The organism is Streptomyces sp. NPDC094143, assembly GCF_040303825.1.
Classification (GTDB): Bacteria; Actinomycetota; Actinomycetes; order Streptomycetales; family Streptomycetaceae; genus Streptomyces.
Genome location: NZ_JBEOTZ010000018.1, coordinates 91,466 through 105,638 on the forward strand (window position 1 = coordinate 91,466; position 14,173 = coordinate 105,638).

Annotated in this window: 10 protein-coding genes and 1 pseudogene; 5 read left to right on the plus strand and 6 right to left on the minus strand. The window is 70.9% G+C overall.

The window, feature by feature from the left end; genetic code table 11:
• Window positions 1-23: 23 nt before the first annotated feature.
• Window positions 24-1,481 (plus strand): peptidoglycan D,D-transpeptidase FtsI family protein, encoded by a 1,458-nt coding sequence (locus ABTZ58_RS23065; RefSeq protein WP_351359716.1) that lies wholly within the window; start codon window positions 24-26, stop codon window positions 1,479-1,481.
• A 108-nt stretch (window positions 1,482-1,589) separates the two neighbouring features.
• On the opposite strand, the gene ABTZ58_RS23070 is transcribed toward ABTZ58_RS23065, so the two are convergent.
• Complete coding sequence (locus ABTZ58_RS23070; RefSeq protein ID WP_351359719.1) at window positions 1,590-3,047, minus strand: NCS2 family permease; 1,458 nt, start codon at window positions 3,045-3,047, stop codon at window positions 1,590-1,592.
• A 269-nt stretch (window positions 3,048-3,316) separates the two neighbouring features.
• On the opposite strand from ABTZ58_RS23070, the gene ABTZ58_RS23075 reads away from it, so the two are divergent.
• The 4 genes and pseudogenes from ABTZ58_RS23075 to ABTZ58_RS23090 all read left to right on the plus strand — a co-directional run bounded on the left by ABTZ58_RS23075 (window position 3,317) and on the right by ABTZ58_RS23090 (window position 8,246).
• Window positions 3,317-3,916, plus strand: a complete 600-nt coding sequence (locus ABTZ58_RS23075; RefSeq protein ID WP_351359722.1) for a SigE family RNA polymerase sigma factor — start codon at window positions 3,317-3,319, stop codon at window positions 3,914-3,916.
• The gene (locus ABTZ58_RS23080; protein ID WP_351359725.1) at window positions 3,913-4,758 is read left to right on the plus strand and encodes a hypothetical protein; all 846 of its coding nucleotides are present in this window, start codon (window positions 3,913-3,915) and stop codon (window positions 4,756-4,758) included. Before ABTZ58_RS23075 ends, ABTZ58_RS23080 begins: the two co-directional genes overlap by 4 nt.
• Window positions 4,759-4,843: 85 nt before the next feature.
• Window positions 4,844-5,677, plus strand: coding sequence for a pectate lyase (locus tag ABTZ58_RS23085; protein ID WP_351359728.1), 834 nt, complete (start codon window positions 4,844-4,846; stop codon window positions 5,675-5,677).
• A 353-nt stretch (window positions 5,678-6,030) separates the two neighbouring features.
• Window positions 6,031-8,246 (plus strand): annotated as a pseudogene (locus ABTZ58_RS23090) (glycoside hydrolase family 43 protein).
• 3 nt (window positions 8,247-8,249) lie between these two features.
• Here ABTZ58_RS23090 and ABTZ58_RS23095 read toward each other — a convergent pair.
• From ABTZ58_RS23095 to ABTZ58_RS23115, 5 genes are all read right to left on the minus strand, one after another.
• Window positions 8,250-9,344: a dienelactone hydrolase family protein gene (locus ABTZ58_RS23095; RefSeq protein ID WP_351359731.1), complete on the minus strand. Its 1,095-nt coding sequence runs from the start codon at window positions 9,342-9,344 to the stop codon at window positions 8,250-8,252.
• Window positions 9,326-10,453 (minus strand): pectinesterase family protein, encoded by a 1,128-nt coding sequence (locus ABTZ58_RS23100; protein ID WP_351359734.1) that lies wholly within the window; start codon window positions 10,451-10,453, stop codon window positions 9,326-9,328. The genes ABTZ58_RS23095 and ABTZ58_RS23100 overlap by 19 nt, the downstream gene beginning before the upstream one ends.
• A gap of 96 nt (window positions 10,454-10,549) precedes the next feature.
• Window positions 10,550-11,860, minus strand: coding sequence for a pectate lyase family protein (locus tag ABTZ58_RS23105; protein ID WP_351359737.1), 1,311 nt, complete (start codon window positions 11,858-11,860; stop codon window positions 10,550-10,552).
• A gap of 32 nt (window positions 11,861-11,892) precedes the next feature.
• Window positions 11,893-12,684, minus strand: coding sequence for a rhamnogalacturonan acetylesterase (locus ABTZ58_RS23110; protein WP_351359740.1), 792 nt, complete (start codon window positions 12,682-12,684; stop codon window positions 11,893-11,895).
• 123 nt (window positions 12,685-12,807) lie between these two features.
• Window positions 12,808-14,157, minus strand: coding sequence for an ABC transporter substrate-binding protein (locus tag ABTZ58_RS23115; RefSeq protein ID WP_351359743.1), 1,350 nt, complete (start codon window positions 14,155-14,157; stop codon window positions 12,808-12,810).
• Between the last annotated feature and the right edge of the window lie 16 nt (window positions 14,158-14,173).

Here is a 14,173-nt window from a genome sequence, read left to right on the forward strand (position 1 = left end):
CGCGATTCGTCTTCCAGTTCGGTATGAACAAGACGATCAGGCGCGCATCGGTCTTCACACTGCTGCTGGTGTTGGCCCTGCTGGTCAGGGCGACCTGGGTGCAGTTCTACGAGGGCCGGGCGCTGGCAGACGACAAGGACAACCGGCGGAACGCGATCCTGACGTACTCGGCGCCGCTCGGGAACATCATCGTGGGCGGCCGGTCGGTCACCGGCTCGGCCCCGACGAAGACGGGCGACCTCAGGTACAAGCGCACGTACGCGGACGGCCCGCTGTACGCGGCGGTGACGGGATACGCGTCACAGGCCTACGCGCCGACCCAGCTGGAGGGCATCTACACCGACCTGCTCAACGGCACGGACAGCCGCCTGAAGTCGGTGCTGGACACGCTCACCGACCAGCGGGCCGACCCGGGCAACGTGGTGACGACGATTGACCCGGACGTGCAGAAGGCGGCGTACGACGCGCTCGGCGGCAAGAAGGGCGGGGCCGTCGCCGTCGACCCGCGGACCGGGAGGATCCTGGCGGTCGTGTCGACGCCGTCCTACGACCCCTCGTCGCTGACGGACGCCAACACGGCGGGTGCGGCCTGGAAGAAGCTCACCGCGGATCCGGACAAGCCGCTGACCAACCGCGCGCTGCGGCAGCCGCTGCCGCCCGGTTCGACGTTCAAGCTGGTCGTGGCCGCCGCGGCGCTGGAGGACGGGTTGTACTCGTCGGTCGACGAGCGCACCGACAGCCCTGACCCGTACACCCTGCCGGGTACCACCCGGCAGCTGACCAACGAGAACCCGAACGCGCCCTGCACCAACGCCACGATCCGCACGGCGTTGGAGTACTCGTGCAACAACGTCTTCGCGAAGATGGCCGTGAAGCTCGGCGAGGACAAGGTCAGGGCGATGGCCGAGAGGTTCGGCTTCAACGACGACGAGCAGGACGTGCCGGTCCGGGCCTACACCAGCGTGTACCCCTCCGACATGTACCCGTCGGAGACGGCCCTGACGGGCATCGGCCAGTTCGACGTCACCGCCACGCCCCTGCAGATGGCCATGGTGTCGGCGGCCATCGCCAACGGCGGCAAGCTCGTCGCTCCGCACATGGTTTCGCAGATCACCGACAGCGGCGGTGACGTGCTGCAGGACTACGACGACCAGGCGGGTTCAGAGGAGATCGTCTCCGCCTCGACCGCCGAGCAGCTGCAGTCGGCGATGCGGACGGTCGTGGAGACGGGCACGGGCACGAACGCGCGGGTTGCGGGCGCGACGGTGGGCGGCAAGACGGGTACGGCGCAGCACGGCGAGAACAACAGCCAGGTGCCGTACGCCTGGTTCACCTCGTACGGGAAGTCCGACGCCTCGGGCAAGGAGGTCGCCGTGGCGGTGGTCGTGGAGCAGTCGGACGCGGCCCGCTCGGAGGTAAGCGGCAACGGGCTCGCGGCGCCGGTCGCGAAGGCGATGATGGAAGCGGCGCTGAAGGACTGAACCCCGGCCGGGCGAATGGCGTCTGTACGAGCGAAGGGCCGCCCCCTTCCCCCCGGGGGCGGCCCTTCGCCGTCGCTTCGCCTGCTTCGCTCACTTCGCTTACTTCGCTTACTTCGCTCCCAGGAGCTGCTCGATCGGATCGATCGCGAAGTACACGAGGAACAGCGCCGAGGTCGCCCACAGCAGCCAGTGCACCTCCCTGGCCTTGCCGAGGACGGTCTTGATGACGACGTAGGCGAGGAAGCCGGCGCCGATGCCGTTGGTGATGGAGTAGGTGAACGGCATCACGGCGATGGTGAGGAACGCGGGGACCGCGATGTCGTAGCGGTCCCAGTCGATGTGCTTGACCTGGGTCATCATCAGGAACCCGACGGCGACCAGGGCGGGGGCGGCCGCCTGCAGCGGGACGATGGTCAGCAGCGGCGTCAGGAACAGGGCGAGGGCGAACAGGCCGCCGGTGACCAGGTTGGAGAAGCCGGTGCGCGCGCCCTCGCCGACGCCGGCCGCGGACTCGATGTAGGAGGTCGCGGAGGAGGCGGAGGCGGCTCCGCCGGCGACGGCGGCGGCGCCGTCGATGAGCAGCACCCGGCCGAGGTTCGGGACCTTGCCCTCCTCGTCGAGCAGACCGGCCTCGGCGCTGATGCCGACGACCGTGCCCATGGTGTCGAAGAAGTCGGACAGGATCAGCGTGAAGACCAGCAGGACGACGGTGACGACGCCGACGCCGGGAGCGCTGAAGGCGCCGAACAGGTCGAAGTCGCCGAGCAGTCCGAAGTCGGGCGCGTCGACGATCCGGTCGGGCCAGGACGGTGTGGTCAGGCCCCAGGACTTGATGTCGGCCGTGGCGTTGATCACTATCGCCACGGCCGTCATGGTGACGATGCTGATCAGGATGGCGCCCTTGACCTTGCGGGCGAGCAGGGCGACCGTCAGCAGCACGCCGAGGCAGAAGACGAGGATCGGCCAGCCGGTGAGGGTGCCGGTGCCGCCCAGCTGCACGGGCACGGTGGTGTTGGCGGCGTCCGGGATGCGGCTGACGAACCCGGCGTCGACGAAGCCGATGAAGGCGATGAACAGGCCGATGCCGACGCTGATCGCCTGCTTCAGCGGCTGGGGGATGGCGTGCATGACGGCCTCGCGCAGCCCGGTCACCACCAGCACGCAGATCAGCAGGCCTTCGAGGACGATCAGGCCCATCGCGTCGTCCCAGCTCATCAGCGGGGCGATCTGGAAGGCGAGCACGGCGTTCAGGCCGAGTCCGGCGGCCAGCGCGAGGGGGAGGTTGCCGGCGACGCCCATGATGATCGTCATGACGGCGGCCACCAGGGCGGTGGCGGTGGTGAGTTGGACGGCGTCCAGCTGCTGCCCGGATATGTCCTTCGCGCTGCCCAGGATGATGGGATTCAGGACCAGGATGTAGGCCATCGTGAAGAAGGTGGCGAAGCCGCCGCGTATCTCCCGGCCGAGGGTGGAGCCCCGCTCGGAGATCCGGAAGAACCGGTCGACGCTGTGGGCCGGGGGCGGGCCGGCGGCCGGCCGGTCGGTGACCTGCTGCGGTTCGGACATCGTGCGTGCTCCTCGGTGCCGGGTGATCTGTGTGCGGATGCTGGCCGGATTGTGCCCGTGCTGAACCCGGTTCGGGTTTTCTCCGTGTTACGGAATCAGAGTCCGGCCCGCCACACGCCGTTCGAAGCTCCGTACGAACCATTCCGGGATCGCTGCTACGCTTCCGGATCTCGTCCGGGTCCCCTCCGGACGATCACATGTCATCTACATGACACTCACAGGGCGCCCCCGTCCGGGAGTGCCCGCGCCGCTGCGAGGAGAGGTCGCCCGTGGGCACAGTCGTCGACGACGCCGCCTCCGTGGAGTTCCACGCCTTCTTCGAGCGCCACTACGCCGAACTGTCCCGGCTGGCCTTCCTGCTGACGGGCGAACCGGACACCGCCGACGACCTGGCGGCGGACGCGTTGCTGGCGCTGTGGCACCGCTGGGACCGGGTGCGCGCGGCCGACCATCCGGCGGCGTACGCCCGCGGAGTGGTGGCCAACCTGGCCCGTACCCGCATCCGCAGCGCGGTGCGCGAGCGGCGGCGCGTCGCGCTGTTCTGGTCGCAGCGGGAGGAGCGGACCGAGAACCCCGACGTCGCGGGCGTCGTCGACGTCCGGGAGGCCCTGCGCAGGCTGCCGTTCCGCAAACGGGCCTGTGTGGTGCTGCGGCACGCCTTCGACCTCTCGGAGAAGGACACCGCGCTCGCCCTCGGCGTCTCGGTGGGTACGGTGAAGAGCCAGACCTCGAAGGGGATGGCCGAACTCCAGCGGCTGCTGGGTACGCAGGGGGTGCCGCAGCGGATGCACGCGGCGTTGGGCGCTCCCCGCTGCTCACCCGCCGTGGAAGGGGTGCGCACCGGTGAGGGCGGAGGAAGGGACCGATGACGATGCGGCGGGACGTGCACGAGGAGCTGCGCGCCCGGCTGCACGAGGCGGCCGGGGGGCACGAGCCGGACCGGGAGCGGATCCTGGCCCGGGTCGAGCGCGGGATGACCGGTCCGGCCGCTTCCGGCCATCGGGCGACGCGTCCGCCGGTGGTCGGCTGGCTGCGGGTGGCGGGCGCGACGGCCGCGGTGGCGGGGGTGCTGGCGGTAGGCGGGTACGCGGTCGCTTCCGCGGTGAAGGAGGAGGCCGCCCCGCGGCAGCGGGAGGTGGCGACGTCGCCGACGCCCACGCCGTCGCCGCGGGCGACGAGCCGGGCGCCCGCACCGCCGGTGGACCCCGCGCCGAGCAGCTCGCCCGAGGAGCGGCGGTCGAGCCCGCCGCCCTCGCGCCCGCCGAGCCCTTCCGCCCCGCAGCGGACGCCGGCCGCGACCGAGGACGGGCCGCTGTGGTCGGACGGCTCGGTCGACCCGCACAGCAACGACTTCTGGGCGCAGAGCAACGTCACCCTCAAGAACCGCGAGCAACTGACCGCGCTGACCGTGCGGTTGCGGATCGCGCAGACCGGCGGTGTCTCCGAAGCGGGCGCCTGGCGCTCCCTGCCCGAGGGCGACTTCACGCTCACGGTCGCCGAGGAGGACGGCTTCCTCGTCTACACCTGGACGCTCAAGGAGGACCGTACGGTCCCGGCGGGCGAGTGGGTGTTCGCCGGGCAGTACGACCACGACCGCGGGGGCCGGGACGCGGGCGCGGACCGCTACTCGGTGACGGCTGCGGCCGGTTCCCGGCAGCTGTCGGTCGGCGGTGGTTTCGCCGCCGTGGACGGCGGCGAGGACGACTCGTGAAAAAAACCGGAGGACGCGGCAACCCTTTCCTCACCGGTGGCGACCACTTCGCGCAAGAGTCACCACCCATCTGAGGAATCGGTACATGACTGCACCAGCAGAACAGCGCGTCCGCCACCGCCGCCGGGTCACCAAGCGGCGGGCGGTGATCGCCGGGGTGTCGGCGTTGGGCATCACCGGAGCGGCGGTCATCACGACGTCGATGCTGTCGACGGCGGGCGCCGCGTCCTCCTGGCCCACGGACAAGGGCAAGACGCCCGTGTCGGAGACCATCGCGGTCTCCGGTGTCCGCGACGGCGGGATGAAGATGTTCTACGGCACCGGCGCGCTCGGCGGTGACAGCCAGGACGAGGGCCAGGATCCCCTCTTCGAGCTCGCCGACGGCGCGGTGCTGAAGAACGTCATCATCGGCACCCCGGCCGCCGACGGCGTGCACTGCAAGGGCAGTTGCACGCTGCAGAACGTGTGGTGGACGGACGTCGGCGAGGACGCGGCCAGCTTCAAGGGCAAGTCCTCCTCGGCGGTGTACAAGGTGATCGGCGGCGGTGCGAGGAACGCCGACGACAAGGTGCTGCAGTTCAACGGCGCCGGCACGCTGAACGTCTCGGGCTTCCAGGTGCAGAACGCCGGCAAGCTGGTCCGCTCCTGCGGCAACTGCAAGACGCAGTACAAGCGCACGATCGTGCTGGACGACGTCGACGTGACCGCGCCCATGAACTCGATCGTCGGGGTGAACGCCAACTACGGTGACACGGCCACGCTGTCGCGGATCCGCATCCACGGCGACAGCAAGAAGAAGGTCAAGACCTGTGTGCGCTTCGAGGGCAACAACACGGGCAAGGAGCCCACGGAGCTGAAGCCGGCCGGCCCGGACGGCAAGACCTGCAAGTTCAAGGCCTCGGACATCAGTTACCAGTAGGGCCTGCCCCCTGTGACTCCGGCCGGCCCCGGTCCCCCCTTGGGCCCGGCCGGACGCCGGTGTCCGGCCCCCCAGCCGGACGTCCGGCACCACGACCCTCCGGAGCCCCCCTCCGGACGGTCGGACGGCACCGGCCGAGCCCCCCTCGGCCGGTTCGCGGGACGCCCCCGCCGGTTCGCACCCGGCGGGGGCGTCGTCGTGTGCGCGTGCGCGGCGCCCGGACGGCGCCCGGCACGTTTCGAAAGTTTCCGGACCACCGGCCTCACGCACACCCGTTGACGCCCTGCTCCCGTCCGGTGACACTCCGAGGGCCGCTATCCAACAGAATCCCCCAGACTCCGACAGGAAGTGTCATGCGCCCCCGCATCGCCCGCACGCTCCTGCTCCCGTTCCTCGCCCTGACCGGCCTCCTGCTGACCCTCCTGACGGCCCCGCACAGCACCGCAGCCCCGGAGCCCCACCCGTGAAGCAGCCCGAGTACGCCGGATACCTCTTCGCCTACTTCACGGGCGAGGGCACCGCCGACGGCGAGCAGATCCGCTACGCCCTCAGCCGGGGCAACGACCCGCTGCACTGGCGCGAGCTGAACGCCGGCAAGCCGGTCCTGACCTCCACGACCGGCGAGAAGGGCCTGCGCGACCCGTTCGTCATCCGCTCCCCGGAGGGCGACAAGTTCTACCTGATCGCCACCGACCTGCGGATGTACCGCAACTCCAGCGGCAGCTGGGACCAGGTGCAGCGGCACGGCAGCAAGTCGATCATGGTGTGGGAGTCCACCGACCTGGTCCACTGGACCGACCAGCGCCTGGTGCGGGTCTCCCCGGACAACGCGGGCAACACCTGGGCCCCGGAGGCCTACTGGGACGACGAACTCGGCTCCTATGTCGTCTTCTGGGCGTCGAAGCTGTACGCCGACGACGACCCGGAGCACAAGGGCGACACGTACAACAAGATGCTGTACGCGACGACGAAGGACTTCCGCACCTTCAGCGAGCCGGAGATCTGGAACGACCCGGGGTACTCGGTGATCGACTCCACGGTCGTGAAGTACGGGGACGAGTACTACCGCTACACCAAGGACGAGCGTGACCCCGGCTCCGCCGGCCCCTGCTCGAAGTTCATCACCGGCGAGAAGTCGGCCTCGCTGACGTCGACGAGGTACGACTTCGTGGCGGACTGCATCGGCAAGGGCGCGATGGACCGCGGTGAGGGGCCGACGGTGTTCAAGTCGAACACCGAGAAGAAGTGGTACCTGTTCATCGACGAGTACGGCGGCCGTGGCTACCTCCCCTTCGAGACCACCGACCTCGCCTCCGGCCGGTGGACCCCGTCGACGGACTACCAGCTCCCGGCGAGCCCCCGGCACGGCACGGTCCTGCCGGTCACGCAGCAGGAGTACGACCGTCTGCTGGCCGCGTACCCGGCCACGCCCACCTCGGTGGTGGACGCGACGGCCAGGCACCAGAAGGGGTACGCGATCGTCACGGACAGCGCCTCCAAGGTGGTGCTGCCGATGGAGCCGGGCGCCGACCTGCGGCGTCTCGCCCCGAAGCTGTGGGTCGGTGAGGGCGCCACGCTGAGCCCGACGTCGGGCACCCGCCGCGACTTCCGCAGGCCGCGGACGTACACGGTCACGGCCGCCGACGGCACCAAGCGGACCTGGACGGTCGAGGCGGTCCGCACCCGCAGCCCGCTGCTGCCCGGCCTGAACGCCGACCCCGACGTGCACCGCCTGGACGGCCGCTACTGGATCTACCCCACGACCGACGGCTTCCAGGGCTGGAGCGGCACGAAGTTCAAGGCGTACTCGTCGAAGGACCTGGTCCACTGGAAGGACCACGGTGTCATCCTCGACCTCGGGCCGGACGTGAGCTGGGCCGACAAGTACGCCTGGGCGCCCGCGATCGCCGAGCGGAACGGCACGTACTACTTCTACTTCTGCGCCGAGCAGCAGATCGGCGTGGCGGTGGCCGACTCCCCCGCCGGCCCCTTCGAGGACGCGCTCGGCAAGCCGCTGGTCGCCAAGGGCGGATCGCTGCTGGGCCAGATGATCGACCCGGCGGTCTTCACGGACGACGACGGCCAGGCCTACCTGTACTGGGGCAACGGCCGCGGGTACGTGGTGCCGCTCGCCGACGACATGGTGTCGTTCGACGCGTCGAGGGTGCGGGACATCACCCCGGCGAACTTCCGCGAGGGCTCCTTCGTGATCAAGCGGAAGGGCACGTACTACTTCATGTGGTCGGAGGACGACACCCGCAGCGAGAACTACCACGTGGCGTACGCGACCGGGCCGTCCCCGCTCGGCCCGTGGACCAAGCGCGGCACGATCCTCCAGAAGCGGCCCGAGTACGGCATCCTCGGCACCGGTCACCACTCGGTGGTGAACACCCCCGGCACCGACGACTGGTACGTCGTCTACCACCGCTTCGCCCTCGACGGCCCCGGCAGGCCGGGCGGCGACGGCATGCACCGCGAGACGACGGTCGACCGCATGGAGTTCACGGCCGACGGCTCCATCGAGCCGGTGACACCGACGCTTGAGGGGATCGAGCCGGTACGGCGGTGAGCCTCACAGGACGTCGTCGAGCCAGCTGAGGACCTCGTCCTGCATCAGGGCGGTGAAGACGTGGCCCAGCTCCGGCCACGTCTTCACCCGTATCCGGTCCCCGGCGTTCCGCGCACGCCACACGGCACGCAGCCTGTCGTACGCGACCCGCACGCCCTCGGCCGGGAACAGCGGGTCCAGGCCGCCGTGGAAGAACAGCGCCGGCTTGGGCGCGGCGATGCTCGCCACGTCCGGCAGGTCGAGGTGCCGGGCGAGCCCGGGGTGGAGCATGCAGTACGCGGACTGCCCGCGCAGGGTGTTGTTGCCGGGCACCATCACCTCCTTGAGCCCGGTCATCCAGCAGACGCTCGCGGCGGCCGCCACGTGGTCGCTGAGGGCGGCGGCCTGCCAGGCCCGGTAGGCGCCCATGGAGAAGCCGACGGCCGCGACCCGCCGGGCGTCGACCCGGTCGAGTCCCGCCAGGAAGGCGGCGGCCCGTTCGTCCTCCCGGGCCATGAGCCCGGCGAGCGAGGAGCCGAGGTGGAAGAGGCCGGCCGCCAGCGCCTGCTGCTGCTCGTAGGCGAGGGGCCCGCGGTCGCCCCAGCCGAGCGCGTCCAGGCACAGCACCACATGCCCCCGCCGGGCCAGTTCGTCGCCGACGAACCGCCCGCCGTAGCAGCGGTCCGCCCAGGCGGTGGCGGAGGCGAGGCGGGTGTCGTCGTACCAGGGGCGGACGAGCTTCTCCTTGCCGATGTCGAAGCGGGAGCCGTGGTCGTGCAGGAGCAGCACGGCCGGGAAGGGACCGCGGCCGTGCGGGGTGAGCAGGGCGCCGCGCACCCGTGCGTAGCGGGTGAGGGAGACGGTCACCAGCTCCCGGTCGTACCCCTCGCCCGGGACGCGGCCGGTGAACTCCGGCGCGAACGGCACCCCGTCCTGCCGCTCGACGAGCAGATGCCGCTCGACGGCCGCCCGGGCGGCCCGGCGCCAGGCCCGGGTGTCGCGGACCGGGGACCGGCCCCAGGCCAGCGGGAAGGTCAGGGCGTCCTTCAGCGCCGGGTGGAAGCCGGGCAGCGGACCGTCCACGACCCCCGCCGTCCCGCTCAGCAGTTCTCCTTCCACGGCTCCCAGTCGCCGAGGTGGGCGGCGCGGGTCGCGGACCGGGCCTGTTCGTCCGTGAGGTGGGGCCGGTTCTCGGGGACGGTCACCTTCGCGCCCGGGCCGGTGTTGCGGTACTCGGCGAACCGCATGCTCTGCCACGGGTGGGCAGCGCGCATGTCGGCGTACGGGGCGACCGCGTCGATGCCCGGGCCGAGCCAGGTGTCCCGGACGGTGAGCATGGGCCGGGCGGTGAGGTCGGAGCTGGGCACCCAGGGCCGGGCCAGCTTGTAGAAGCCGTCCGGGGCCTCGCTGCTGACGCGGCCGCGGGTGACGAGGTAGCCGTGCGGGTTGGCCCCGGCGGTCGACGGCGCGAACACGAACCCGTACGGGGCGCCGGACAGGTCGGTCCGCGACAGCGTCCGGAAGTGGCACCGCTCGAACACGGCCGTCGCCCGCCCGAAGACGAAGTCGACGTCCCCCTCGGCGTAGCAGTGGGCGAAGTACTGGCGGGCGAAGGCGCCGAGGGCCAGGGAGTCGGCGTACAGGGTGTCCTGGTGCCCGAGGAACCGGCAGTGGTGGAAGGCCGACCGGTCGCCCTGGACCTTGAGGGCGACGGCCTGCGTGCCGGTGACGCCGGGGTGGTCGGCGCGCAGCCAGTCGTTGGCGAAGGTGATCCAGCGGGCGGTGAACCCGTCGGCCTGGACGGTGGCGGTGGCGGAACCGCTGGTGCCGTAGGTGCCGCCGCCCGGCTTGGGCGTCCCGGCCGCGTTGTCGTACACGATCACCACGTCACGCGGATCCTCGCTCGCGCCGATCCAGGTCGTGCCGGTGCGGGCCGGGTCGACGGAGACCGTCTGCCGGTAGACGCCCGGGGCGATGACCAGGGTGTACCCGGGGCCGTTCGCGGCGGCCACGGCGTCCCGGACGGTGGTGACGTCACCGGCGCCGCCGGGGTGGACGTACAGGGTCCGGGGGTCCCGGCGGGCGGCCGGTGAGCCGTACCGGCCGAACGGGCGCGGACGCGCGGCGGCCCGCGCGGGCCCGGGCGCGAGGCCGAGGGCGGCGCCGGCCGCGGCGCCCGCGGCGAGGAACCCCCGGCGGGAGACGGAACGGTGGGGCTGCGCGGACATGCGGCTGCTCCTTGGCGTGCGGCGGATGTGCGGGGAGGGAAGGGGCCGGGGCGGGAGGCGGCGCTGACCCGCCCCGGCCGCTGCGTTGTGATCGGATCAGCACACGCGTCCGGCGCCCGCCCGGGCGTCGACGATGCCGGGCACGGCCTTCGCGGGGTCGATCCGGGTCCGCAGCGTCGGCGTCCAGCCGGCGCCCGGCTGGAGCGTCTCGCCGGGGATCTCCGCGTTGTGCACGGCGATCAGGTCGACGGGCCTGCCGTTGACGACGTTGGCGTTCGCGGTGACCGGCGCCTCGCTCCACTTCTTGAGGATCTTCGCCGGGCTGAGGCCCTTCGCCAGCGTGAAGGCGTTGTGCTCGGCGACGAGCCGGGACTCCTTGCCGATGCCGTAGACGTAACCCCACTTCTGGTCCTTGGTGACGACGAAGTGGTTGTTGTACGAGTCGACCTGCCCGAAGCGCACGCGCGGCGCCCGTTCGACGATGCCCTCGAAGCGGTTGTGGTGCAGGGTGACCTTCAGCTTGCCCGTGTCGTCGGCGGTGGCGCTGTCGCTGTTGCCGATCAGCATGGTCTTGTCGTGGTCCCGGAACGAGTTCCAGGACACCGTCACGTGGTTGGAGCCCCGCACGACGTCGAGCAGCCCGTCGTGCTGCTGGTAGGTCTTGCCGAAGTACGTCGGCAGCGAACTGTCCGGGTGACGGCCGTCGGTGAGCGTGTTGTGGTCGATCCACACATGGGTCGACCCGTGGACGACCACGCCGTCGTACTCGGAGTTCCAGGCGCCGGTCTTGTTGTCGTCGGTCGGGTCCCACTGCGGGAAGCAGTCGACCGGCGCCTCGAAGGTGAGGTTGCGGACGATGACGTTGTCGACGCCCTTGATCTGCAGGCTGCCGCCGAGGATGCCCGCGCCCTTGCCGACGCCGATGATCGTGGTGTCGGCGGGCACGTTCGCCTTGATGGCCTTGTCCTGGTTGGCCGCGGACGCGGCCCGCAGCTCCTCCTGCTCACCGCTGACCGGCCGGTCGTGGCCCCAGACGGCGGGGTCGTAGGCGGCGAGGTACTTCCCCAGGTCGTACCCCTCGGCCGCGAACGCGTCGCAGCCCTGGGAGACGGCGTCGATCATCCCCTTCACCTTGATGATCCGGGGCGCCGTCCCGCCGTCCTCCAGGGCGGCCCGGAACTGTTCCCAGGTGGTGACGGTGTGGACGTGCGCGGCGTCGGCGGCGGCCCCGCCCGTGGTGCCCGTGCCGTACGAGCCCCAGCCGTCTCCGGCGGCCAGGGTCTGGCGGGCCGCGTCCCGGGGCCCGGCCTGGGCACCGGTGCCGGTGAGGGCGAGGACGAGCGCGGTGCAGCCGGCCAGCACCACCGCTCTCCCAATGACACGATCATGACACTTGCGAACGTTCATGGTGCGGCTCTCTTCCTGCGTCGTCGGGGGTGTTACGAGGTGGCCCGCGGCCAGCCGATCCAGGACTCGGGAACCGGCTCGTCCAGCCGCCGCACGTCCCGCGGGCCGAGCACCCGGCGTTGCAGCGACTCCCGTGCCACGAGCCGCGCCACGGCGATGGCTCCCGGCGGGTTGAAGTGCGTGTTGTCCTGTTCGGTGGCGGTCCAGTTGAAGTACTTCTTCGTCTCCTCGGGCCCCAGCTCCTGCCACAGGGCGAGCGAGAGCGCCTGGAGGTCGAGCAGCGCGACCCGCTCCTCGGCCGCGAGCGCCCGCATGGCCGCCGGGTACTCCCCGTGCGTCGGCAGGGCCTTGCCGCTCGCGTCGAACCGGCGCCGCTCCACGGACGTGGCGAGCACCGGCCGCGCCCCCCGGGCGCGAGCCCCGTCGACGTACCGCCGCAGATAGTCCTGATACGTCGACCAGGGCTCGGTATGACGGGCGGGATCCTCCGCCTTCGCGTCGTTGTGCCCGAACTGGATGAACAGCAGATCCCCGGGCCGTGTCACGGAGAGCACGGCAGCGAGCCGCCCCTCGTCGGCGAAGCTCTTGGAACTCCGCCCGTTCACCGCGTGGTTGGCGACCACCAGGTCCTTGCGGAGGAAGAACGGCAACGCCATTCCCCACCCGGTCTCCGGCGCGGCGTCCGCGTACTTCTGGGCGGCGGTGGAGTCGCCGGCGATGTGGAGGGTGCGGCGACCACGCGCATGCGCGCCGCCGCCGAACGCGAGTGCGAGAGGGACTGCGCCCATTCCGGCGGCAGCCACTCGTCTACGGCTGAGAGACACGCGGAGTTCCTTCCGAACGGCGGATGGTATGTGCCCCAGGGGCGCGGGGAACTGCGCGACCGGCCCGGGACGGCCCGCACCCCGCAACGCACAGGCCGTCCCACGGCGAAACCCGGCAGCCACTCACCCGTTCCGCTGGTTCCACTCCTCCTGCGCGGTGTTCAACTGCTCGGCCATCGTGTCCAGGAACTCCTTCGCACTCATCTTCCCGAGCAGCACCTTCTGGAAGTTCGGCTCGTTGTCGGCCTTGGAGATCGCGTTCCAGTCCGGCAGGTAGTACGGCAGCTGCACGATCGTCGTGGATCCGTCCGACAACGCGTCAGCGGCCAGCTTCGTCGGCTCCGCCTTCGAGATCCACGCGTCCCCCGCCGCGTCCGTGTTGGAGGGAACCTGCCCCGCCGCCTCGTTGAACTTGGAGTTCTCCGCCTTGGACGTGGCGAACTCGATGAACTTCCAGGCGGCTTCCTTGTTCTTGCCGCTCTTGAACAGCCCCAGGCCGTCCACCGGGTTGGACACCTGCACCCGCTTCCCGCCGGGCCCGGTCGGCTGCGGGATGCCGCGGAACTTGTCGACGCCGAGCGCCTTCACATGGTCCTGGTACGACCCGAGGTTGTGGTTCAGCATCCCGATCGTGCCGGAGTCCCACTGCGCGACCATCTTGGTGAAGTCGTTGTTCAGGTCGGCGGCCGGGGTAGCCTTCTTGTACAGCGCCGCGTACTTCTCCAGCGCCTCGACGTTCTTCGGGTCGTTGACGGTGGTCTTCTCACCGCTGGAGTCCCAGAACGACGTGATCCCGGACTGCCCGTACATCGCGTCCAGCGCCTGGGCGATGGAGCCGGCACCCCCGCGGATGGTGTAGCCGAACTCGTTCTTGCCCCTGTTGGTCAGCTTCTCCGCGGCCTCGTAGAACCGCTCCCAGGTCGTGGGCTCCTGCAGCCCCGCCTTCTCGAACAGGTCGGTGCGGTAGTACAGCACGCCGTTGTTCGCGGAGGTCGGGATCGAGTACAGCTTGTCGTCGCCACCGCCGGCCGCCTTGAGCGACTCGACCATGTCCTTGTTGAGCTTGCCGTTCAGGGACGACCCGGCGAGCCGGTCATCGAGCGGCTCCAGCGCGCCCTGCGCGGCGAACCCGGCGAGCATCGCCGCGCCCACGCCGCCGACGTCCGGCAGGCCGCCGCCCTGCAGGGCGGTGTCGACCTTCGACTGGTACTCGGTCGAGGCGATCCCGACGTACTCGACGTCGATGTCCGGGTTGGCCTTCTCGAAGTCGGCGATGATCTCCTTCCAGATCTCGGTGCGGACACCGCCGTTGTTGTCCCAGAAGACGATCTTGCCCTTGCCGCTTCCCTCGGCGCCCTTGTCGCCGCCCGCCCCGCTGCCGTCGTCGCCGCAGGCGGTCGCGGTCAGCGCGAGTACGGCCCCCAGGGCGACGGCCGTGGCGGCGCGCCTGCTTCTGCGATTGCTGATCTTCATTGGTCGGCTCTCTTCT

What these genes read in the sequence shown, in the direction of transcription:
- ABTZ58_RS23080 (WP_351359725.1), top strand. Translation starts at nt 3,913, where the DNA reads ATGACGATGCGGCGGGACGTGCACGAGGAGCTGCGCGCCCGGCTGCAC.
- ABTZ58_RS23070 (WP_351359719.1), bottom strand. Translation starts at nt 3,047, where the DNA reads ATGTCCGAACCGCAGCAGGTCACCGACCGGCCGGCCGCCGGCCCGCCC.
- ABTZ58_RS23065 (WP_351359716.1), top strand. Translation starts at nt 24, where the DNA reads ATGAACAAGACGATCAGGCGCGCATCGGTCTTCACACTGCTGCTGGTG.
- ABTZ58_RS23085 (WP_351359728.1), top strand. Translation starts at nt 4,844, where the DNA reads ATGACTGCACCAGCAGAACAGCGCGTCCGCCACCGCCGCCGGGTCACC.
- ABTZ58_RS23115 (WP_351359743.1), bottom strand. Translation starts at nt 14,157, where the DNA reads ATGAAGATCAGCAATCGCAGAAGCAGGCGCGCCGCCACGGCCGTCGCC.
- ABTZ58_RS23100 (WP_351359734.1), bottom strand. Translation starts at nt 10,453, where the DNA reads ATGTCCGCGCAGCCCCACCGTTCCGTCTCCCGCCGGGGGTTCCTCGCC.
- ABTZ58_RS23105 (WP_351359737.1), bottom strand. Translation starts at nt 11,860, where the DNA reads ATGAACGTTCGCAAGTGTCATGATCGTGTCATTGGGAGAGCGGTGGTG.